The sequence below is a fragment of the Streptomyces sp. NPDC005820 genome, from assembly GCF_040630255.1.
GTDB lineage: Bacteria > Actinomycetota > Actinomycetes > Streptomycetales > Streptomycetaceae > Streptomyces.
Window position 1 is genome coordinate 14,732 of the sequence record NZ_JBEXXE010000074.1, and the last position, 20,673, is coordinate 35,404.

Consider the following 20,673-nt stretch of genomic DNA (forward strand, 5'->3'; position numbering starts at 1 on the left):
TCGAGCGCGGCTCAGAGGAATTTCAGGAGGTGTTCGGTGGTGGGGCGGGCGGCTTCCAGAGCCGTCCAGTGGCCGACGCCGGAGAGGATCGCCAGGGTGGCGTTGCCGTGGGCGGCGGCGAGTTCGGCGCTGGCCTCCGGGGGACCCACCCGGTCCTGTTCGCCGGTGACCAACAGCAGCGGCAGCGCGGGATCGATCGGGCCGGGGGCGGTGGCGGCGGCCAGGGCCTCACAGTTGCGGGCGTATCCCTCGGGGTCCTGGCGCATGACGAGCTCACGGACGAAGGCGGCGACCTCCGGCCGTTCGCCGCGGGTCGCCTCGGACAGGGCGCCCGCGACGACTCCGGGTGCCACCGCGGCGGTCCCCCGTTCGCGCAGCACGGCAGCACGGTCGCGCTGGGCCTGTCGTACCGCGTCGCTCGGCACCCGTACGGCGCCGAGCAGCGCCAGCGCGGAGACCTTGCCGGGGTGGCGGGCGGCCAGGGCGCGGACCACGAGGGTGCCCATCGAGTGCCCGACGACCGCGGCCGTGGGCACGTCCAGTTCGTCGAGGACCGCGGCCAGGTCCTCGGCATGGCTCTCGACGCTGATGTCCTCCGCGACGGGCGAGCGTCCCGCCCCTGCCGAGTCGACCCGGATCACCCGGAAGCGCTCGGCCAGGGCGTCCGCCTGTACCTGGTAGAAGTTCGACGTGCCGCCCAGACCGTGCACCATCAGGACCGCCGGTCCCTGCCCGTCGACCTCGACCGCCAGCGTCCTGCCGTTGACGTTCACGTTCGCCTCGCCGGTCATCGCTCTGCGCCGACTCGGTTGCGCAACGTGCCCAGTCCGGTGATGCTCACCTCGACCAGATCGCCTGTGCCGAGGAACCTGGGCGGGTCGAATCCGATCCCGACACCGGCCGGAGTGCCGGTGGCGATCAGGTCCCCGGGCAGCAGAGTGGTGCCTGCCGAAATCGTGGCGATCAGCTCCGGGATGTCGAAGATCAGGTCCTTGACCTGGGCGCTCTGCCGCAGCTCACCGTTGACCGTGGTCTCGACCCGCAGGGCGGTCACGTCGGTTACCTCGTCCGCGGTGACCGCGTAGGGGCCCATGGGGCAGTGGGTGTCCAGTGACTTGCCCAGCAGCCACTGCTTGTGGTCGCGTTGCAGGTCGCGGGCTGTCACGTCATTGACGATCGTGTAGCCCCACACGTGGTCGAAGGCACGCTCCCGGGAGATCCCCCGCCCGCCACGACCGATGATCACGGCGAGCTCACCCTCGTAGTCGAGCTCCGCCGTGACGCCGGGGTGCGGATCGATGCCGGCGCCGGGTCCGGTGACCGATGTCGTCGCCTTGCTGAAGACGATCGGTCTGTCGGGCAGAGCCTCGGAGCGGCTCGGGGTGTCGTAGCCACTGCGCCCGAACTCCACAGCGTGGTCACGGTAGTTCTTGCCGACGCAGAACAGGTTGCGGCGGGGGACGGGGATCGGCGCCAGCAGCCGCACCGAGTCCAGCGGCAGCACGGCGCGGTCGCCGGCCGCGTCCCGCAGCACCGGCCCCAGCTCGTGCCACCTCTCGATCAGCTCCAGCATCCCGGTACCGGGCGGGAGCAGACCGGTGGCGTCATGGACGACCCGGCGTTCGCTGTCGAGGACGCCCACGCGTCGTTCGGCCCCGGTGGAGTCCGCGGAGGAGAGGGTCACCAGCTTCACAATATGACCAATCTGAACCAATCGAACCAATATTGCGCCGTCACTGTATGACTCGCACGTCTCTCCTGTCCAGAGATTCGACCATTGCCTTTTCAACCGAAGATTGGTCTCGATTGGTTCATTGGCTACCATGATGCGGTGATGAGCGTCGAGCACTCGCTGCGGACTTTCGTGCGCGACGGACTGCGCAGCGGCACCCTGGGGCCTGGCGCCCGACTGCCCACCGAGCGCACCCTGGTCGAACGCTTCGCCGCGCCCCGCAGCGCCGTCCGCCGCGCCCTGGACGCGCTGGAGGAGGAGGGCCTGGTCGTCCGTCACGTGGGACGCGGCACCTTCCTCACAGAGGCCGCGCTGCCGTCCGTCGAAGGGGCTCCGGCCGACACCAGCCCTACCGAGATCATGCAGGTCCGGCTGCTGATCGAGCCTCCGGTCGCCGCGTTGGCCGCCGGCGTCGCCACCCAGGCCGACCTGGACCGCATCGCGCACTGCCTCGACCGCGGCGGCCGATGCGACGACTACCGGGATTTCGAGACCTGGGACACCCGACTCCACCACGCCATCGCGCAGGCGGCGCACAACGGCCTCCTGATGAGCATGTTCGACGTCCTGAACACGGCCCGCGCCCTGCCGATCTGGGGCAGCCTCAAACGCCGCACTTCCACGCCCGAGCGCCTGCGCTGCTACCACTCCGAGCACACCGCGATCGTCGAGGCCCTGCGCGACCGCGACCCCGCAGGCGCCCAGGACGCCATGCACAGCCATCTGCGGCACGTCGCGGACAGTCTTCTGGGCCGCCCCTGATCACCCTGGTGCGCCTCGCTCGGCGAACGCTCCTTCGGAGATACCCGATGCCGCAACCGACCACCCGCCCGTCGCCTGCCTTCACGGTGGCGGCGCGCCGGGTGCGGGCGGCGGAATCGGCTTCCAGCGCCGTCGGTTCCACGGCATCCCCCTGGCCGCGCTGACGGCCACGGAGTACCGGGCGCGTCGCCTCCGGCGCGCAGGCAGGACGGTCACCACATCCGCGACGCCCGCGGGCGCGGCCGGCTCACCGTCCGCCCACGGGACGCACCCGCGGCCCCGGGCGTGCACCGGCTTCCGGCACGTCCCGGGCGAGCGGACCGTCCAGCCGACCGCGGACCCGACCGGGGCCGAGGCGGCCACCTGCCGGGCCGCCCCGTACCGGGCGAGGCCGCCCGGCCGGTCGCCGACGCGGCGAGTGATCAGGGCTCTGCCGATCGGGGCTCTCCTGATCACGGGCATCCTCGGCAGCCGCCCGGACCGACCCGCCCACGGCCTGTGGACGCCCCCGCCCCGCCCGCCAGGCTCGGTCCGCGACACGCTCAGGTGTTCTGGCGCGGCATGCCACCGAGTGGCAGGTCGGAATCCATCGGTACCGTCTCGCCGGTGTCCAGCGCGGTGATCGCGTGGACCTCCGAGTCGGAGAGGGTGAAGTCGAAGACCTGCAGGTTCTGGGTGATCCGCTCGGGTGAAGCGGACTTCGGCGTGGCGGACAGACCGAGCTGCAGGTGCCAGCGCAGGATCACCTGTCCGGGCGTCCTGTGGTGGGCACGTGCGATTCCGGTGATCACCTCCGAGTCGAGAAGACCGGTCCCCGGGCCGAGCGGGCTCCAGGACTGTGTGAGGATTCCGTTCTCCTGGTGATACTCCCGCTCCGCGGCCCTGTTCGTCAGTGGGTTGAGCTCGATCTGGTTGACCGCGGGTACGACGCCGGTCTCCTCGACGAGACGGCGCAGGTGTGCGGGCTTGAAGTTCGACACGCCGATGGCGCGGACGCGTCCCTCCTGCTGCAGCTCTGCCAGCGTTCGCCAGGTCTCGACATAGAGGTCGAGCGCCGGAACGGGCCAGTGGATCAGATAGAGATCAAGATGGTCCAGGCCGAGTTCGGACAGCGACCGGTCGAACGCTCGTAGCGTCTCCTCGCGGCCGTGGTGGGAATTGCCCAGCTTCGTGGTCACGAACACGTCGCTGCGCGGCACGCCGGAGCTTCGGAGGCCGCGCCCGACCTCACGTTCGTTCTCGTACGCGGATGCCGTGTCCACCAAGCGGTACCCCTGACTCAAGGCGTAACGGACGGCGTCCTCGGCGACGTGTCCCTTCAACGGCCAGGTACCCAGGCCGATCGCAGGGATTTCCACGTCTTTTCCGATCGGGTAGGTGGTGTTGGTGGTGGCGGTCACAGCGGCCTCTCGTCACATAGTCCCGTGCTCATTCGGACACCGAATAGGAGATGATCTCCAGATCGTTTCCCTCGTTGTCATGGAAGTGCGCGTTGGTGAATCCGAGCTCCGGCCAGTGCTTCGGTCCGGTGTTGAACTCCACTCCACGCGCACGAAGCCTGTGGAACGCCGCTTCGCAGTCGGCCACGTTGAAACAGAGGTGCCCGAATCCACGGAGCGTCAGGGCTTCGACGTGTGGGCGCCAGCTGCGGGGGTGCGGGTCCGATCGGGGTAGTTCGACCAGTTCGAGCGTCATACCCGCGACGCGCATCATCTGGACGCGTGCGCCCAGGCTCGGGACCGTGAACTGCTCGGCGGGCTCGAAGCCCAGGTACTCCTGGTACCAGTCCGCGGTGCCCTGGAGATCGGCCACGTGCAGACCTACATGCCCCAGCCCGTTCAACGGCTCCGGGATCGGCCTGTCGGCGGAAGCACCATCGGGGGGCAGGTGTGCGGGGGCGTTGTCGTTCGCGGGTGACACGGGTTTCCTTTCGACCATGACGAGGGCTGACGCGGGGTCTCGCCCTCGGTGGAAGGTGGAGCCGATCCGGTACGTCGAACGGTGCGGCGGCTTACGCCGCACGCTCCGCCTCGCCCCGGCCTGCGGCGTTCGCTTCGCGACGGCGGCAACCGGCGTGTCGCGGGTCTTCGTCGCGGCCTCGGCCGACTGGGTGTGCGGTACACCCCGGTCCCGCGGATCCACCGCGTTTCACGAGGTCTGCGCCTTCCAGGCGCCTGAGGCCATCGTTTGTCGACCGCGGCTTCACCGGGGTCTGGCGGGCGGGTCGCACAGCCGGCGGACCGTCCCGTCGGTCAATGATCAGGAGGACGGAGAGGGAGTCCGGGCTGTCCGCCGGAACAGCCTCGTCAGTGAGGCTGAGGTACCGGGCCGACACGCGACCGGTGTCCGGGCCCTGCTCCGCGGAGAGACCGGATCGCCGGCCCTGCCACCCCTGAGAGGAGAACCGCTTCGGACTCGCCGGTCATCTCCCCCACCCCCTCTCATTTGACCCCAAATAAGTAGCAGCGGGCGCGCCGCGAGGTCAAGAGACTTGGTTCCGCGATTTATTTAGAGTCAAACGTTCGATCGATCGCCCACGCCTCCGGCCTCAGCGGGCAGCGGCCGCCGCTCGCCGGGCAGGAGGATCTCGGCACTACCTCCGGCACGGACCCGGTGCACACGCGACACACCGACAGCCGGCGACCCCGCCGTCGGCCCGACCACGAGCGCAGCCGACGCCCTGACACCTCAAGCGGCCCCGCAGGCCCCAAGCACACGACCTTCGACCACGCCTGCGACCGGGCAACTTCGCCCGACCCTCTTGCGGGCACCTCACCCCATCCGTATCGTTCGGCTCCAAATTATTGCCGTGCCCGCCTTGAGGTCGCCAAGCCCCCCACCGACCTCGGCCAGGCCCGTCCCGTCCCTGAGTCCGACGCCCAGCCCACCGAAACCCTCGGTCAACCCTTCGTCGACGTCCTTCTCACCTTCAAGCGGGTCGCACCCACCCGGTTCCACCAGTACGCCGCTCACCGCGCGTTCGACGAGTACGCCCAGACCAACGGGCAGCCACCCGCATCCACACTCCGGACTCCGGTCAGCCGCTCGTCGTGCCCCGTTGCGGTCCGACCGCTTGCCCGGCCCGCGCCGCCGTGGCGCGGGACCGCGCCTCGTCCCTCCATCACCTCGCCCTTTTGCGAAGGAGCCATCCCATGGCATTCCGCAAGACGACCGACAGCAACACAGCCCCGCGCGCAGACCTGCCGCGAAGGGACAGTTCCGAGCCCGGCGCCGCCGCCCTGGGCACCGGCCTCAAGCAGCGCCACGTCACCATGCTGGCGATCAGCGGCGTCATCGGCGCCGGTCTCTTCCTCGGCGCCGGAGCGGGCATCCACGCCGCCGGGCCCGGCATCCTCATCTCCTACTGCGTGGCCGGCCTGCTCATGGTGCTCGTCATGCGCATGCTCGCCGAGATGGCGGTCGACCAGCCCAGCAGCGGGTCCTTCTCCGTCTACGCCGAGAAGGCCTTCGGACGCTGGGCGGGCTTCACCATCGGCTGGCTGTACTGGTCCGGGCTCGTGGTCGTGGTGGCTGCCGAGGCGACGGGAGCGGGTGCCATCGCCCACAGTTGGCTGCCGGGCGTTCCCCAGTGGGTGTTCGTCCTGGCTTCCATGGCCGCCCTCACCGTCGTCAACCTCTTCGACGTCGGACGCTTCGGCGAGTTCGAGTTCTGGTTCGGCGCCGTCAAGGTCACCGCCGTCGTCGGCTTCCTCGTCCTCGGCGCCCTCGCCGTCTTCGGCCTGCTGCCCGACACCCACGCCGTGGGCCTGACCAACCTCACCGGCCACGGCGGCTTCCTCCCGAACGGCGTCAGCGGCGTGATGACCGGCCTGCTCGCCGTCGTCTTCGCCTTCGGCGGCGTGGAACTCGTCACCATCGCGGCGGCCGAGTCCGCCAACCCCAGAGAAGCCCTCCGGAAGACCACCCGCACGGTCGTCGCCCGCCTGCTGCTGTTCTACATCGGCTCCGTGGCCCTCATGGTGCTGCTGCTGCCCTGGGACTCCGCCTCCGCCACCACCAGCCCCTTCGTCGCCGTCCTGGACCGCATCGGCATCCCGGCCGCCGCGCAGCTGATGAACGTCGTCGTGCTCACCTCCCTGCTCTCCGCGCTCAACTCCAACCTCTACGGCGCCTCCCGCATCGGCTTCTCCCTGGCTCAGCGCGGCGAGGCTCCCCGGGGCCTGCTGCACGTCTCCACCGCCGGCGTACCCCGCCGCGCCGTCCTCGCCTCCGTCGCCTTCGGCTTCGTCACCGTCATCCTCAACGTCTTCGCCCCCGACCACGTCCTGCCCTTCCTGCTCAACACGCTGGGGGCCATGGTCCTGGTGATCTGGATGGCCATCGCGCTGTCCCAGATCCGTCTGCGCCACCTCGCGAACCGCACCCCCGGCCAGACCCCGACCGTGCGCATGTGGGGCCACCCCTGGCTGAGCTGGACCGCCGTGGCCGGCATGGCCGGCGTCCTCGCCCTGATGTGCACCGACGACGATGCGCGTTCCCAGCTGATCTCCACCGCCACCCTCACCGCGCTCATCATCGTCGCCGCGGTCATTCGCGACATGCTCACGAAGAACGAGTCACAGGCGTAGGGCTCGCTCCCCGGAGCGACACCGGACGCCCGGCGAAACCCGGGCGTCCGGCCCACGCCAGCAGAGTGCCGACGCCTTCGAGCGGACGACCATGTGAGTCATCGTCCGCACGCTTCGAACCACCTCTTGCCTCGGGCCCGTGCGCTGGGGAGTTCCCAGGAGAGCGCCGGCTGTCTGTTGCGATCGGGTGGGCAGTGCTCGTGGCGGCTCAAGGGCCCGGCGCCGACGACGGAGGCCGCCGGGTGGTTTCAACGGACCTCACTGCCTGCGGCGTTGCACCTGCGCCCCGCCCCGAGAGCGAACGCGGCGAGTCGTCCAGCATCCCGCTACCGGCGCTCTGCGTCGCCCGAGGCCAGCAGGCCGTCCATCACCAGTCCGGCCAGGGCCTCCGCCCTGGCGAGACGGTCCGCCTGCGTCAGGTGCTCGATGCGGCCCAACCGCCGGGCGAACGGCTCCTGCACCAGTCCTGACACCGGAGTGATGATGGCGGAGAACACGAGGTCGATGGAGACCCGGGCCATGCGCCCGGAGGTCATCAGCCTCTCGATGCTGGGCACCACGCGGGCCAGCGTCGGCTCGACGTACCGCTGGAAGAGGTAGTCCAGCCGCTCGGTGTCCCGTGCGCTTTCATTCGCCATCAGCAGGGCGAGGTACGGTTCGCCGCTGCTGACGCGGTGGAACTCTCCGACGAACTGCCGCACCACGTCCTCGTCGCCGCTTCCGGGGGCGGCCGGCGCCATGCGGGTCAGCTGACCCCCCAGTGCGGCGTCCACCACCGCGCGCCAGTAGGCCGCCTTGGAGCCGTAGCGGTCGTTGATGAAGGTGGGGCCGACCCCGAGACGCCGCGCGAGCTCCCGCGCCGACGCACCGTCGTATCCCAGCTCCGCGAACGCCTGCAGACCGCGCAGCAGCACCTCCGGCTCCGCGGGCACCGCGGCGGAATCCGCCCCGGGACGCCCAGGGCGTCGCGTGGTCGTCTGCTTGCCTCCCAAGGCCGCATTTCCACCTTTCCATCCATCCACCCGCCGCGTGTACGAAACAGTTTCGTACACTATGCCTATCGTGCAGGGCATCCTCACAAGGAGTCATCATGCGCAGGACCACCGTCGGCACGGTCGCTGTCGCCGTCGCGATCGTCGCCTCATTCACCCTCACCTCGGGGGGAGCCTCGGCGACCACCGTCACCGGCTCGTCCGCGAAGCACACCACCACCTCCCGGCAGGGGCTGACCCAGACCGGCGTTCCGGTCTTCATCGATCCTGCCGCGGACCTCGCCGCCAACCCGGACAGGGTCAACCAGTCCTGGTACGTGACCGCGCACGTGACCGCCGGGGGGGCACCGGTACGGCCTTCTCGCCCACTACCTGAGCGCCGGTGACGCCAAGCAAGGGCGCGCCGCCTCATCCGTGTCGATCACCGACGAGGACACGGGCTGGTACACGGACCCGGACCTTGTGCTCCCGCCTCAGGCAGGCCTTTCCGACAAGCCGGGCGTGGACATCCACACCGACAACATCACCTGGACGGGCGACGCCAAGGAGATGCGGCTGCGCGCCAAGGTCCCCGAGGGGACCATCGACGTCACGCTCCGCCCTCGCGGCAACGCCCTGTACAACATGGGGACGGGGTACTTCCCCATGTTCGGCGACGCCAGGTACCCGAACTACGAGTACGCCCTGCCCACCGTGGACACCTCCGGGACACTCACGCTGGGCGGCCGCACCCAGAAGGTCCGCGGGCAGTCCTGGCTGGACCGCCAGTGGGGACCTCTCCCCGACATCGCCTCGGGCGACGCCTGGTGGGCCTGGATGAGCCTCAGCCTGTCCAACGGCGACCGGATCAGCGTCTGGAACCAGAAGTTGGACAGGCAGAACAACTTCGCGACCGTCCTGAAGCCCGACGGCACCCAGACCGTCACCGAGGCGACCCTCACGCCCGACAGGTCAACCCTCTGGACGAGCCCGACCACCGGCAAGTCCTACCCCACCCGCTGGAAGGTCACGATCCCGGGCGAACACGCCGAGCTGAACGTCACCGTCCACGCCAAGGAACAGGAGCTGGTGAACACCGGCCCCCGGTACGAAGGCAGCGCCGCCGTCACCGGCGCCTACGACCACCGCCCGGTCACCGGCTCCACCTACGTCGAGGTCACCGGATAGCGGTCGCGCGCGGCCGCCGTACGACGCCCCTCGCCGGTACCCGACCCCCTCCGGCCGACCGCTCGAGCACAGTCGCCGTTCCCGGCGCCGGCCCGCGGGCGGGACCTCACCGGTTCCCGTCCCGCAGCGTCCGCAGGATGCGCTCCAGGTGCGCCCGATCCTCGGGCGGAAGCATCCCGGTGACGTGGGTGCGCAGATGGGCCACATGGACGGCGAGGGCGTGATCGAGGGCCGCGCCGCCCTTCGGGGTCAGGACGGCGAGGGCGGCACGCCGGTCGTGGGGGTCGGGCTCCCGGCGGATCAGGCCCTCCTTCGCCATACGGTCGGCGAGCCGGGTGAACCCGCCCGAACTGAACGACACCGCGTCCGCCAGGTCCGTCATCCGCATCCGATGCCCGGGCGTACGGCCGAGACGCAACAACACCTCGAACCAGGTGTCGGGTACCCCCAGATCATGGTGGACCAAGGGTCTGAGACGGCTGAACGCCTCCACGAACAGGCCGTAGAGGGTCACGTCGTCGTCATGCAGCAGTCGCCTTCTCACCCCGCCAGGATCCCAGAAGACTCTCCACGGAAGAAGCTGCCGTTGCAATATCTGCACCGGCAGACATATTGTCTGCATCGGCAGATACTTTCGCTCGTCCCATGGAACTGGAGCCATTTCATGCGCAAGCGCGTTCTCTCCGTCGCCGGTGCCGCCGCAGCCACCGCCGGTGTCATCGCCGCCGGTCTGACCCTGGGGTCCGGCTCGGCCGACGCCGCCCCTGCCGGCTCGCGCCAGCACTCGCACCGCACGCTCACGATCGAGGCCGTGGAGAAGGGCGCCGCGATCAACTTCGTGGACGTCGCCCCCGCCGACAACGCCCTCGGTGACCAGCTCATCGGGACCGGCGCCCTCACCACCCAGGCCGGCCGCACCCTCGGAACCAGCAGTTTCGTCGCCATCTCCACCGACACCAAGCCCCGCACCGCCGAACTGCTGACCTTCGTCTACGACCTGGGCAACGGCAACAAGATCACCACCACCGGTACCGCGAAGCTCTCCGCCAAGGGCCCCCTCTTCGACGAGCAGTTCGCCGTCACCGGCGGCACCGGCAAGTACCAGAACGCCTCCGGCCAGGTGCGCGTCGTACAGGAGACCGAGGAGCTGGCGAAGGTGACGTTCAAGATCCGCCTCTGACACCGGAGCAGCCCGCGCACCGCGTCGGGTGAGTTCGGCCCGGCACCCGGGCCGAACTCACCCGTCCTGTCGACCACGGCTGACCACGGCTGACCACGGCTGACCACGGCACGGGACAGTCAACAGAACGAACGGAGCAACCCGTGAAGATCCTCCTCATCGGCGCCACCGGCATGATCGGCTCCCGTATCGCAGCCGAGGCGTCCGCCCGGGGCCACGAGGTCACCGCCGCCACGCGCTCGGGCCGTACCGGCATCACGCTGGACGTCACGGCCCCCGGCCGGGTCGCCGAGGCCGCCGCCGGGCACGACGCCGTGGTCTCCGCCGTCTCCCCACCCCGCGACGGCTCCGGCCCGGCCGCGCCGTTGCTGGCCGCCTACCGCTCCCTGCTCGACGGGCTGCGCACGGCGGACGTGCGCCGGCTCCTCGTCGTCGGCGGGGCGGGCAGCCTGCGCACCGCCTCCGGCCAGGACCGCGTCGACACCCCCGACTTCCCCGCGATCTACAAGGCGGAGTCGCTGGCCCAGCGCGAGGTGCTGCGCCTGCTGCGCGCCGACGCGGACGACCTCGACTGGACCTACGTCTCCCCGGCAGACGAGATCGCCCCCGGTGAGCGCACCGGGACGTTCCAGCTCGGCAGGGACGACCTGCTCACCGCCGAGGACGGCAGCAGTTTCATCAGCGCCGAGGACTACGCCGTCGCACTGGTGGACGAGCTGGAGAAGCGCGACGCGATCCGGGGGCGCATCACCCTGGCGTACTGAGGGCCCATGAACAAACTGATCACCGGGGGCGGGCAGCGATCGGTGAAGTGACGGGTACGACGGCATGACAGGACCTCTTGTCGCGACTGGGCTTCGATGCCGCGGGTGCTGCCAGGAGGCCCTGGCCGTGTGCACGGGCCTACCGATTCGGCCACGGCCGCCGTCATCCGGCCCACTCCCGCCGACGACGACGAGGACGTGCCCGGTCAAGTGGTCCGAGAGCGCGGTCGCGAGGAACTCCAGGGCGCCGACGCACTCCTCGATGGTGCCGATCCGCCGCAGCGCGGTGACGTCGGTGACGGTTTCCCTGCCCGGCGCCAGGACGTTGGCGGTGACCCCGCCGCCGCGCAATGGGCGCACCCGCCGTCAGGGCGCGGTTGCAGACCGGCTGGGCACGCATGCCGGGCGCTACCGCCGCGACGGTGTTGAGCGTGGTCCCCAGGTTGCGGTCGAGCACGACGCGCAGTTGCTCGGGATCCACCGTGGCCGCCCTCGCGAACATGGCCAACGGCGTGTTGGGCATGGACGGCATGGAAGTCGAAATCGATCATTTCTTCAGATGTGAGGACGGCCTACGGTCTGTGCGGACGCGGGCTCCCCGCCGGCCAACCACGCAGCGCCCTCCGCGTAGAGGTGGTCGACCGGCTCACCGACCAGGCCCGGCAGACCGGGCCTGACCGTGAACCCGGCCTTGGTCTGCACATACCCGAGATGACGGTAGCCGACCGGGAAGCGGGCGAGGAGGTCCGCGTCGAGCTCGAGGGAGGCGGTGGGGTCGACGACGTCGAGGCGGTCCTTCTCGTAGATGGGCTGCCTGCGGACGATCAGCCACTCGCCTTCGCCGTCCCGGGCGAGGAAGTCGTAGAAGCGGCCGGTGCACACGACGTCGACCAGCACACCGTCGACCTCGGCACGCTGACTGATCGTCATCTTCGTCTGCGCGACGGCGCGTTCCCCTGCCACGTCCGAGGTGTGGCCACCGAGGAAGTGCAGGATGCTCACACCGTTCTCGAAGCCGTGTCTGCTGGCGGCCGTGAAGTCCGCGGCGGAGCCCTGGAACCACGTCGCGCTCATCCACCCGTCGGGATGCCAGACGGTGGCGAACCGTTCCCAGTCGCCGGCGTCCCGCCAGAGCGCCCAGTTCTCCACCAACTGCCTGATCCTGCTCTGATCCGTGTCCATCGATGTCTCCCGTCTCCTCCGGCCGACGGCTCCTGGCGAGCGTGTCCTCGAGGGTGAGATCAAGTACTCGGCCGACCGGCGGCTTCCGCATGGGACCGGACCCGAGCGGAGCCGGTCCCTCAGCCGTGGGCCTTCGCGCGCCCAGGCCACTTCCGTGCGGGTGGGTGAGGGGACACCGCGCTGCACGGCGCTGCGTCCGGTCGGCCGGCTCCTGACAGTTCAGGCCTCGCGCGCGTCGAGGTACGACCCGGTGCCTTCCCGACGCGCGGTGCCGGTACACCGGTCAGATCGGGTAGTGCCGCTGCCCCGACTGGATCGTGACCCAGCGGAGTTCGGTGAACTCCTCCAGGGCCGCCTTGGAGCCGAAGCGCCCGAAGCCACTGGCACCGACCCCTCCGAACGGCATCTGCGGCTCGTCGTGGACCGTCGCGCCGTTGATGTGGCAGATCCCCGACCGGATCCGGCGCGCCACGTCCAGCGCCACTCCGCCGTCCCGGCCGAACACCGCGGCGGACAGCCCGTACTCGGTGTCGTTGGCCTTGGCCACGGCGTCGTCGATGCCGTCGGCCTCGATGACCGAGACGACGGGCCCGAACGACTCCTCGGTGTAGATCCGCATCTGCGGGGTCACACCACGCAGCACGGTCGGGCGGACGTAGAGACCGTCCGCGTCACCGCCGGCCAGTACCTCGGCGCCGTGGGCACGGGCGTCCTCGATCAGCGCGAGCACGTGGTCGCGGGCCTGCGTGTGCACGAGCGGGCCGATCTGGGAGGACGGGTCGTCGGGTGGTCCGACGACCAGCTTGGCGGCGCGGTCGGCCAGGCTCCGGCTGAGTTCGTCGGCCACCGAACGGTCGACGATCACGCGCTCGGTCGACATGCAGATCTCGCCCTGGTTCATGAACGCGCCGAAACTGGCCGCCGCGGCGGCGGCCTCCACGTCCGCGTCGGGCAGCACCACCAGAGGGGCCTTCCCGCCCAGCTCCAGTACGACCCGCTTGAGGTGCCGTCCCGCCAGCTCGCCGATGATCCGGCCGACCCGCGTCGACCCGGTGAAGTTCACCCGGGCCGTGCGGGGATGGGCGACCAGGGCCTCGACGATCCCGGCGGCGTCCTCGGGCGCGTTGGTGATCAGATTGACGGCACCGGCCGGCACCCCCGCCTCGTGCAGTACGTCGACGATCGCGGCCTGGGTGAGCGGCGTCTGCTCGGACGCCTTGAGCACGACGGTGTTGCCGTACACCAGCGGCATCGCGACCGCTCGCACGCCCAGGATCAGCGGCGCGTTCCACGGGGCGATACCCACGACGACCCCGGCGGGCTGCCGGATCCCCAGGGCGGTCAGCCCCGGCACATCGGACGGGATCACCTCGCCGACGGCGGAGTACGCCTGCGCGGCGGCCTCGACGAGCATGCCCTTGGCGACATGGACATTGAACATGCACCACGGCCGGGTCGCGCCCATCTCCGCGCCCATGACCCCGGTGATCTCGTCGGCTCGTGCCTCCAGCAGCGCCGCCGCCCGCTCCAGCACCTCCCGGCGCCGGGCCGGCGGCAGTCCCGACCACACCGGGAGCGCCTGCGCCGCGGCGTCGACCGCGCGGTCGGCGTCGGCGGCGGTCGCGGCCGCGACCCGGGCGATCGGCCTGCCCGTCAGCGCCTCCGCCGTCTCGATGTACCGCCCGGTCTCGGCCGGGATCCGACGCCCGCCGACGAGCAGGTCGCAGGTCGGGGGCTCGGCATGCAGTTCTGTCCCTGACATTGGTATCTCCCTTGGCAACACGGGCTGCCCGCCACGGCGGCGACCAGTGCCCGCGGATATGTGAATCGACGCGGACGAGCCGCGATGCGACGGCTCATTCACCGCACACGGAAATCAGCGGACCGGATGACGGTCCGGGCCGTTCAGCCGGCCCCCTCCGGGGCCGCCACGATCTCATTGCGCAGCACACCGACTCCGGACACCTCGATCTCCGTCACATCGCCGGGAGCCAGGAAACGCGGCGGCTTCGCGGCCAGCCCGACCCCGCCCGGTGTTCCCGTGGCGATGACGTCGCCGGGAGCGAGGCTGGTGAACCCGGTGACATAACGCAGAATGTCCGTGAAATCGAAGACGAGGTCGCCCAGGGTGGCGTCCTGCCGTATCTCGCCGTTCACCCGCGTGGTGAGCCGTACCGACCCGAGATCGTCGAATTCGTCCAAAGTGACCAGCCAGGGGCCGAACGAACCGACACCGCGGAAGTTCTTGCCCGGCAGCCACTGGCTGTTGTGCAGCTGCCAGTCCCGCGCACTGAGGTCGTTGTAGCAGGACAGTCCCGCGATCGCCGCCCGCGCGTCGGCGTCCGTCTCGACCGTCGACACGTGACGTCCGATGACGATCGCGACCTCGCCCTCGTAGTCCAGCTGCTTCGTGTTCGGCGGATGCACGACGGGCCGGCCGTGACCGACCTGGGTGTCGGCGAACCGGCTGAAGATCGTCGGGTGCTCCGGCTTTTCCAGGTGCCCCGTCTCCTCCCGGTGGTCGACGTAGTTGACCCCCACGCAGAGGATCTTCGCGGGGTCGGGGACCGGCGGCAGGTGTACGACATCGGCCAGTGCGTGCGTGGGCCTGCGGCGCGCGGTGAGGTGCTCCAGCGGACCCAGCAGGTCGCGCTCCAGCACCTCGCGGATCGTCGTCGCGTCTCCGGCGAGTGCCTCGGCGCCGTCGATGACCCCGTCGCCCGACAGGACACCGAACGACTCCACGTCACCGATGCGATACGAGAGCAGCTTCATAGGTACCTCTTTCGGAATCAGCCGTCACAGCCCTGGCAGGGCGGACTTACGCAAATGTCTGCTTCTCGGTCTCCAGGCCCACGTATCGGCCGCGGTGGAATATCAGCGGCAGCTCTCCTGGAACCGAGTCGAAGTCGGCCGCCTCACCGATGGCCATGAAGTGGTCGCCGGGCTCGTACACGGTGGTGAGCCGGCAGTCGATCCATGCCGCGGCCCCGTCCAGAACCGGTGAGCCGGTCTGCGGCGCGGGCCGCCACGACAGGCCGGCGAACTTGTCCGCCCCACGCTGGGCGAAGGCGTTGGAGATGTGGTCCTGGCCCGCGGTGAGGATGTTCACGCAGAAGGCCCCGGAGCGGCGTACCCGGGCGAAGCTCGTCGACGACACCCCGGCGAGGAATCCCACCAGCGGCGGTTCCACCGACACCCTGAGCAGACTGCCGACGGTGAGCCCGACCGGCTCGCCGTCGTCGACGGCGGTGATGACGGCAATGCCGTTCGGTATCACCGAGAAGACGTCCCGGAAGCTTCCGGCGTCCTTTCGGACACCGTCGTGCGTGAGTTCGGAATTGTCAGCCACGGATTTCTCCTGTCCCGTGATCACGGCCTTCTCCGCGATCACCATGGTCATTGCGTTGATGTGGACGCCGGGCGTGTTCGGTACGCCCGAGGCGTCGGCACCCCGGAGCCGGTCCATCCGGCGGACACACGGTCCGCCCGGCCGGGCCCGGCGTGTTCTCGCAGATCACAGCCGTCGACGCCATGGCCGAGATCGCGCGGCGCCCGCGCGGCGTCGGCGGCGGGGGCGGGCCGCCGACGGCCGTCACGGTGACGCGGCCCGTCGCCTCACGTGTCCACCCGGACCCGCAAGGCGGCCACCGGGCAGACCCCGGCACCGGCAGCCGCCGCTTCCTCGTTGTCCGGCGGCACCTGCCGGTCCTCGTACGCGAAAGTCACGTAGCCCTCGTCGTCGAGGTCGTAGAGCGCCGGTGCCCGCTCTCCGCAGAGGCCGTGTCCCTCGCAGCGCTCGCGGACCACCTCGACGCGCATCAGGCCGCGTTCCGAGCGACGAGCCGGACCGGGATCTCCGCGTGTGTGTTCACCATCGAGTTCTCGGCGATCACCGGATCGCCGGTCAGCTCGAAGCGCTCGACGGATTCCAGCAGCGCGTGGATCAGGGCGTGCAGTTCGAGGCGGGCGACGCCCTGGCCGGCGCAGCCGTGCGTGCCGTAGCCGAATCCGAGGTGGTCGATCGGATTGCGGCGGAAGTCGAACTCCTCCGGCCGCTCCCACTTCCGTTCGTCGCGGTTGGCGGAGGCGGTGAGCGGCCACAACCGGGCGCCCCGCGGGATCTCCACCCCGCCGAGCTCCGTGTCACGCGCGGCGACACGGGCGAACCCCCGGAAGGGACTCTCGAACCGGATGAGCTCGTTGATCGTGGAACCCACCAGCCCCGGCTCGGCGCGAAGCGCGGCCCACTGGTCCGGGCGCTCGGCGAAGACGACGAGCAGATGGCCGATCACCGCGGCCGTGGTCTCCAGTGAGGGACCGATGTAATCGATGAAGAGCAGCGGGCATTTGTCCTTGGGGATGACGCCCTGATCGGCCGCTTCGAGCATGGCCGCGGTGAGGGTGCCCGGCGCGACGTCCCGGTTCTGGGCGAGTTCGTGGGTGAACTCGAACATGCGCAGCGACATCTCCATGTTGTAGGGAGTTCGCTCCGAGGCGGGGCCCAGCGTGTCGGTGCCCACCTTCGCCCATTCGTACAGGTGCTCACGATTACGGTCGGGCAGGCCGAGGAAATCGGGAACGACCGACATCGGCAATGCCTCGGCCAGTTCGGCGACGCCGTCGATCTCGCCCCTGGCGACGACCTCCGCGACAAGACTCCGCGCCTTCTGCGCGATCTCCTCGCTGCGACCGCGTACGGCGCGGGGTTTCAGTCCGTCCGCGACGACGGAGCGCAGCAGGTCGTGCTCCGGCGGATCGCTGGCGATGGTGGTGCCTCGGATGAGCTGGTTCAGCTCGGGATTGAGCCCCACGCCCTCGCCGGAAACGAACGCCGAATGGTCTGCCAGCGCGGCTTTCACCTCGGTGTAACGGGTGACCACATACGCGTCGGGTTCACGCAGGCGGACGACGGCGCCCAACTCCCGCAACTGCCGGTATTGCTCGTAACGGGTGCGCTGATCCGAACTGGCGAACATGTCGATGTCTGTCACGGGTACGACGTCCACGGTTCCTCCTTGAACCACACGGCGACGGACGACAACCTGCCCTGCACGTCACTTCACGAGCGTTTCCCGGCAACCCTTCCGACGAGGTTCATGATTCGCCGGGAGCCGCTCGCGGCGAGCACGGCCTGCTCGACGGGGGCCTTGATCAAGCGGTCAAGAGGCGGGCGCTCACCGGGCCGGCGACTTTCCCGGCCCATGCTGGGGTTCAAGGCGCAACGGATGGGCATCCCCAGGACCAAGCGCCGCATGCACTCGTTGTTGTGGTCGCACGGGACGATCTCCCCCGCACGGCCCTCGCGGATCTTGTTCGCGAACGCGGGGTCGGCGAGCAGCGGGCGCGCGAGCATCACGGCGTCGCCATGGCCCTCGGCGATGACCTCCGCCGCGCGCCGGTGGCTGTGGACGCCGCCGAGAATCAGCGGGCACGACAGAGCCTCGTGGAAGATCTTCGCCTCGCCGTGCGCGACCGTCGACGCATCGGGGTCGGAGGCGTTCATCGACTCGTAGTTGCCGTCGGTCAGGGCCACGTAGTCCAGGCCCTCGCGTTCGACCTGCTGTGCGACGGCCGCGAACCCCTCGGGACCCTGGCCGCCGTCCACATGCTCGTTCGCACTGATACGCAGCCCGATCGGGAACGAAGCCCCGACCCGCTCGCGGATGAGACGCACGATGTTCACCAGGACCCGCGCCCGGTTCTCGACGCTCCCGCCGTATTCATCGGTCCGCCAGTTCGACCTGGGCGAGAGAAACGACGCGAGGAAGTAGCTCATCATCGCGGCGACCTCGACCCCGTCGAAACCGGCCCGTTGAGCACGCACGGCGGCCATGGCCATGTCCTGCTCGATCTGACGGATCTCGCCGACCGTCGCCTCACGCGGCGTCGCGGTGGCGACTTCGAACGGGGCGAGGACGCCGGGGGGCAGCCTGTCCGGCTTGATCACCACGTTCTTGGGACTCGCGGCGATGAGCGGCGAACCGGGCTTGCCCATGGTCCCGAAGCTGGCGGACAGTTCGGCGAAGATCGGGGTCCCGTGCGCGTGGACCGCGTCCGTGATCCGCTTGAGTTCAGGAACGAAACGGTCCTCGTCGAACCGGAGAACCCCTTTGAACCGTGATTCCTCGTAGGCGCGGCGGGTCGCGACCGTGCCGCCCAGGATGACGAGACCGACGCCGCCCTTCGCCCGCTCGCTCAGGAACGCGATCGTCTGCTCGGTCGGCCGGCCGTCCGGGCGCGCCGACAGCGCCGCCATCGGAGCCATGACGATCCGATTGGCGAGTGTCACCGAGTTGATGGCGAGCGGGGTGAAGAGAACGTCTCCCGGCTTGGTGTTCTCGGGCATGAGAACCCTCCTGTTGTCTCATCGATTCACATGAATCGCTTCCGCGTCGGGGCCGGCGGATGCACCGTCCGGTCGGCCCGGAGTCGTCGCCCGCCCTGTGGGGGCGGCGGTCACGACTGCTTCTTGGCGAACTTTCCGAGCAGGTTGATGAATCGCTCGGAGCCCGCCGCGGTGAGCACGGCCTTCTCGATGGGGGACTTGACCAGACGGCCGACCGGCGGGAGGCTGCCGGGCTGCCGGCTCTCGCGGCCCGTCCGGGGGTTCACGGTGCAGCGGACGGGGAAGTCCAGGGCCAGCCGGAGCATGCAGTGGTTGTGGTGGTCGCACCGGATGATGTCCTGGGACCGGCCGTTGCGGGCCTTGTTCGCGTAGTCGGGGTCGGCGAGCAGTTGGCGGGCGAGCATCACGGCGTCGCCGTGGCCCTCGGAGATGGCCTGCGCCGCGTTCTCCGGGCCGTGAATGCTGCCGATGATCACCGGGCACGACAGGGCTTCCCGGAAGATCTTCGCCTCGCCGTGCGCGACCGTGGGCGTGTCCGTGTCGGAGATGTTGAAGTGCATCGACTCGTAGTTGCCGTCGGTCAGCGCCACGTAGTCCAGACCCTCAGGTTCGACGTGGCGCGCGATGTCCGCGAACCCCTCGGGGCCCTGGCCGCCGTCCACATGCTCGTTGGCGGTGATCCGCAGCCCGATCGGGAACGAGGGCCCGACCTTCTCCCGGATGAGACGCACGATGTCCGCCAGGACCCGGGCCCGGTTCTCGACGCTCCCGCCGTATTCGTCGGTCCGCCAGTTCGTCCTGGGCGAGAGAAACGACGTGAGGAAGTAGTTCATCATCGCGGGGACCTCGACCCCGTCGAAGCCGGCCCGTTGAGCACGCACGGCGGATTCGGCCATTTCCTGCGTGAGCCGGCGAATCTCCTCGACCGTCGCCTCGCGCGGTGTCCCGGTCACACGATCGGCCGGGGAGAACATTCCCTTGGGCAGGCGCTCCCGGCCGATCACGATGTTCTTGGGGCTCGCGGCGATGAGCGGCCAGGCGGCCGAGGGTTTGGCCATGGCGCCCATGCCGGGCATCAATTCGGCGAAGATCGGCGTGCCGTGAGCATGGACCGCGTCGGTGACCCGCTTGAGGTCGGGCACGAAACGATCGTCGTCGAACCGGATGCCCGTCTTGACGGGCTTCTCTCCCCAACTCCGGCGAGTGGCCGCCGACCCGCCCAGAATGATCAGGCCGACACCGCCTTTCGCCCGCTCACTCAGAAACGCGATGGTCTGCTCGCTCGGATGGCCGTCCAGCCGCGGTGACAGCGCCGCCATCGGAGCCATGACGATCCGGTTGGCGAGCGTCACCTTGTTGATGGTGAGCGGAGTGAACAGAATGTCGGTCTGCTCGGCGTTCTCAGACACAAAACCCTCCTGGCATTGAGGCGATTCCCTACGCATCAGTCACCGAATCGCTGACTCAATGGAAAGATCGTCCAGCTGTTTCAGAAATCCCACCGGACGTGGGAGCGGAACCTGGTGGCCGGACGGCGCACACCGATCCGGGACCGCGCCCCGGTCCGGGCGGCGGGCACGGACCCGCACAGGCGGTTCCGCTTCATCGCCACTCCTCGTGCGGGCCGGCGAAGGATCCAGGGCCGCTGTCCGAAACACCATTGACAAGTTTTCGTTCACTGACGTTATCTTTGATGTGTCAGCTTGACAAGGTTGATGTGCCACAAGCTCCAAGTGGGGCAGCAGTGAGGGGAAGCTCGTCGGCATCCGCCCGGACGAGTCCGCCCGCCACGCCAGGCCCCACCTGACGCGACCAGTGCTTCCGAGCTCAAAGGAGAGAGCGATGACTGTCACGTCTTCTGGTCCGGACACCGGTACGGGTTACGGTCGTCCCGCCTCGTCACACGACGCCCGTCTGACCGAGGTGGGCCCGGGAACCCCGATGGGCGAGGCGCTG

The 20,673-nt window shown here is 69.7% G+C and carries 20 protein-coding genes; 6 read left to right on the plus strand and 14 right to left on the minus strand.

Features of this window, described 5'->3' with window-relative positions:
• Positions 1-11: 11 nt before the first annotated feature.
• Both ABZ464_RS48735 and ABZ464_RS48740 read right to left on the minus strand, forming a co-directional pair.
• Positions 12-791: an alpha/beta hydrolase gene (locus ABZ464_RS48735; protein ID WP_359288797.1), complete on the minus strand. Its 780-nt coding sequence runs from the start codon at positions 789-791 to the stop codon at positions 12-14.
• Positions 788-1,684, minus strand: coding sequence for a fumarylacetoacetate hydrolase family protein (locus ABZ464_RS48740; protein ID WP_359288799.1), 897 nt, complete (start codon positions 1,682-1,684; stop codon positions 788-790). Before ABZ464_RS48740 ends, ABZ464_RS48735 begins: the two co-directional genes overlap by 4 nt.
• Positions 1,685-1,834: 150 nt before the next feature.
• Here ABZ464_RS48740 and ABZ464_RS48745 point away from each other — a divergent pair, with 150 nt between their 5' ends.
• On the plus strand, positions 1,835-2,494 hold the full coding sequence (locus ABZ464_RS48745; RefSeq protein WP_359288801.1) for an FCD domain-containing protein: 660 nt from the start codon (positions 1,835-1,837) through the stop codon (positions 2,492-2,494).
• Positions 2,495-3,036: 542 nt separating this feature from the next.
• Here the strand turns inward: ABZ464_RS48745 and ABZ464_RS48750 are convergent.
• Both ABZ464_RS48750 and ABZ464_RS48755 read right to left on the minus strand, forming a co-directional pair.
• On the minus strand, positions 3,037-3,894 hold the full coding sequence (locus ABZ464_RS48750) for an aldo/keto reductase (protein ID WP_359288803.1): 858 nt from the start codon (positions 3,892-3,894) through the stop codon (positions 3,037-3,039).
• Positions 3,895-3,922: 28 nt separating this feature from the next.
• On the minus strand, positions 3,923-4,414 hold the full coding sequence (locus ABZ464_RS48755) for a VOC family protein (protein WP_359288805.1): 492 nt from the start codon (positions 4,412-4,414) through the stop codon (positions 3,923-3,925).
• Positions 4,415-5,646: 1,232 nt separating this feature from the next.
• Between ABZ464_RS48755 and ABZ464_RS48760 the strand changes: the two genes are divergently transcribed.
• Positions 5,647-7,083: an amino acid permease gene (locus tag ABZ464_RS48760; RefSeq protein WP_359288807.1), complete on the plus strand. Its 1,437-nt coding sequence runs from the start codon at positions 5,647-5,649 to the stop codon at positions 7,081-7,083.
• A gap of 326 nt (positions 7,084-7,409) precedes the next feature.
• Here ABZ464_RS48760 and ABZ464_RS48765 read toward each other — a convergent pair whose 3' ends face one another.
• Entirely contained in the window at positions 7,410-8,015 is a 606-nt protein-coding gene (locus tag ABZ464_RS48765) for a TetR/AcrR family transcriptional regulator (RefSeq protein ID WP_359288809.1), read from the minus strand.
• A 158-nt stretch (positions 8,016-8,173) separates the two neighbouring features.
• Here ABZ464_RS48765 and ABZ464_RS48770 point away from each other — a divergent pair, with 158 nt between their 5' ends.
• Both ABZ464_RS48770 and ABZ464_RS48775 read left to right on the plus strand, forming a co-directional pair.
• Entirely contained in the window at positions 8,174-8,461 is a 288-nt protein-coding gene (locus tag ABZ464_RS48770) for a hypothetical protein (RefSeq protein ID WP_359288811.1), read from the plus strand.
• Positions 8,462-8,489: 28 nt separating this feature from the next.
• A complete protein-coding gene (locus tag ABZ464_RS48775) occupies positions 8,490-9,242 on the plus strand; it encodes a lipocalin family protein (protein ID WP_359288813.1) in 753 nt (250 codons plus the stop codon).
• Positions 9,243-9,348: 106 nt separating this feature from the next.
• On the opposite strand, the gene ABZ464_RS48780 is transcribed toward ABZ464_RS48775, so the two are convergent.
• Positions 9,349-9,786, minus strand: coding sequence for a MarR family transcriptional regulator (locus ABZ464_RS48780; RefSeq protein ID WP_359288815.1), 438 nt, complete (start codon positions 9,784-9,786; stop codon positions 9,349-9,351).
• Positions 9,787-9,906: 120 nt separating this feature from the next.
• Here ABZ464_RS48780 and ABZ464_RS48785 point away from each other — a divergent pair, with 120 nt between their 5' ends.
• Entirely contained in the window at positions 9,907-10,422 is a 516-nt protein-coding gene (locus ABZ464_RS48785; RefSeq protein WP_359288817.1) for a hypothetical protein, read from the plus strand.
• A 143-nt stretch (positions 10,423-10,565) separates the two neighbouring features.
• On the plus strand, positions 10,566-11,186 hold the full coding sequence (locus ABZ464_RS48790) for an NAD(P)H-binding protein (RefSeq protein WP_359288819.1): 621 nt from the start codon (positions 10,566-10,568) through the stop codon (positions 11,184-11,186).
• 555 nt (positions 11,187-11,741) lie between these two features.
• Here ABZ464_RS48790 and ABZ464_RS48795 read toward each other — a convergent pair.
• From ABZ464_RS48795 to ABZ464_RS48830, 8 genes are all read right to left on the minus strand, one after another.
• Entirely contained in the window at positions 11,742-12,368 is a 627-nt protein-coding gene (locus tag ABZ464_RS48795; RefSeq protein WP_359288821.1) for a nuclear transport factor 2 family protein, read from the minus strand.
• A 283-nt stretch (positions 12,369-12,651) separates the two neighbouring features.
• Positions 12,652-14,130: an aldehyde dehydrogenase gene (locus ABZ464_RS48800; protein ID WP_359288823.1), complete on the minus strand. Its 1,479-nt coding sequence runs from the start codon at positions 14,128-14,130 to the stop codon at positions 12,652-12,654.
• 143 nt (positions 14,131-14,273) lie between these two features.
• The gene (locus ABZ464_RS48805; RefSeq protein ID WP_359288825.1) at positions 14,274-15,143 is read right to left on the minus strand and encodes a fumarylacetoacetate hydrolase family protein; all 870 of its coding nucleotides are present in this window, start codon (positions 15,141-15,143) and stop codon (positions 14,274-14,276) included.
• Positions 15,144-15,189: 46 nt separating this feature from the next.
• Positions 15,190-15,720, minus strand: a complete 531-nt coding sequence (locus ABZ464_RS48810) for a flavin reductase family protein (protein WP_359288827.1) — start codon at positions 15,718-15,720, stop codon at positions 15,190-15,192.
• Between the two features lie 266 nt (positions 15,721-15,986).
• On the minus strand, positions 15,987-16,190 hold the full coding sequence (locus ABZ464_RS48815; RefSeq protein ID WP_359288829.1) for a ferredoxin: 204 nt from the start codon (positions 16,188-16,190) through the stop codon (positions 15,987-15,989).
• Complete coding sequence (locus ABZ464_RS48820; protein WP_359288831.1) at positions 16,190-17,377, minus strand: cytochrome P450; 1,188 nt, start codon at positions 17,375-17,377, stop codon at positions 16,190-16,192. The genes ABZ464_RS48815 and ABZ464_RS48820 overlap by 1 nt, the downstream gene beginning before the upstream one ends.
• A gap of 53 nt (positions 17,378-17,430) precedes the next feature.
• Positions 17,431-18,717: an NADH:flavin oxidoreductase gene (locus ABZ464_RS48825; RefSeq protein WP_359288833.1), complete on the minus strand. Its 1,287-nt coding sequence runs from the start codon at positions 18,715-18,717 to the stop codon at positions 17,431-17,433.
• Positions 18,718-18,827: 110 nt separating this feature from the next.
• The gene (locus tag ABZ464_RS48830) at positions 18,828-20,126 is read right to left on the minus strand and encodes an NADH:flavin oxidoreductase (protein ID WP_359288835.1); all 1,299 of its coding nucleotides are present in this window, start codon (positions 20,124-20,126) and stop codon (positions 18,828-18,830) included.
• Positions 20,127-20,673 lie beyond the last annotated feature (547 nt).

What these genes read in the sequence shown, in the direction of transcription:
- ABZ464_RS48735 (WP_359288797.1), bottom strand. Translation starts at nt 791, where the DNA reads ATGACCGGCGAGGCGAACGTGAACGTCAACGGCAGGACGCTGGCGGTC.
- ABZ464_RS48745 (WP_359288801.1), top strand. Translation starts at nt 1,835, where the DNA reads ATGAGCGTCGAGCACTCGCTGCGGACTTTCGTGCGCGACGGACTGCGC.
- ABZ464_RS48760 (WP_359288807.1), top strand. Translation starts at nt 5,647, where the DNA reads ATGGCATTCCGCAAGACGACCGACAGCAACACAGCCCCGCGCGCAGAC.
- ABZ464_RS48770 (WP_359288811.1), top strand. Translation starts at nt 8,174, where the DNA reads ATGCGCAGGACCACCGTCGGCACGGTCGCTGTCGCCGTCGCGATCGTC.
- ABZ464_RS48785 (WP_359288817.1), top strand. Translation starts at nt 9,907, where the DNA reads ATGCGCAAGCGCGTTCTCTCCGTCGCCGGTGCCGCCGCAGCCACCGCC.
- ABZ464_RS48795 (WP_359288821.1), bottom strand. Translation starts at nt 12,368, where the DNA reads ATGGACACGGATCAGAGCAGGATCAGGCAGTTGGTGGAGAACTGGGCG.
- ABZ464_RS48800 (WP_359288823.1), bottom strand. Translation starts at nt 14,130, where the DNA reads ATGTCAGGGACAGAACTGCATGCCGAGCCCCCGACCTGCGACCTGCTC.
- ABZ464_RS48805 (WP_359288825.1), bottom strand. Translation starts at nt 15,143, where the DNA reads ATGAAGCTGCTCTCGTATCGCATCGGTGACGTGGAGTCGTTCGGTGTC.
- ABZ464_RS48815 (WP_359288829.1), bottom strand. Translation starts at nt 16,190, where the DNA reads ATGCGCGTCGAGGTGGTCCGCGAGCGCTGCGAGGGACACGGCCTCTGC.
- ABZ464_RS48825 (WP_359288833.1), bottom strand. Translation starts at nt 18,717, where the DNA reads ATGCCCGAGAACACCAAGCCGGGAGACGTTCTCTTCACCCCGCTCGCC.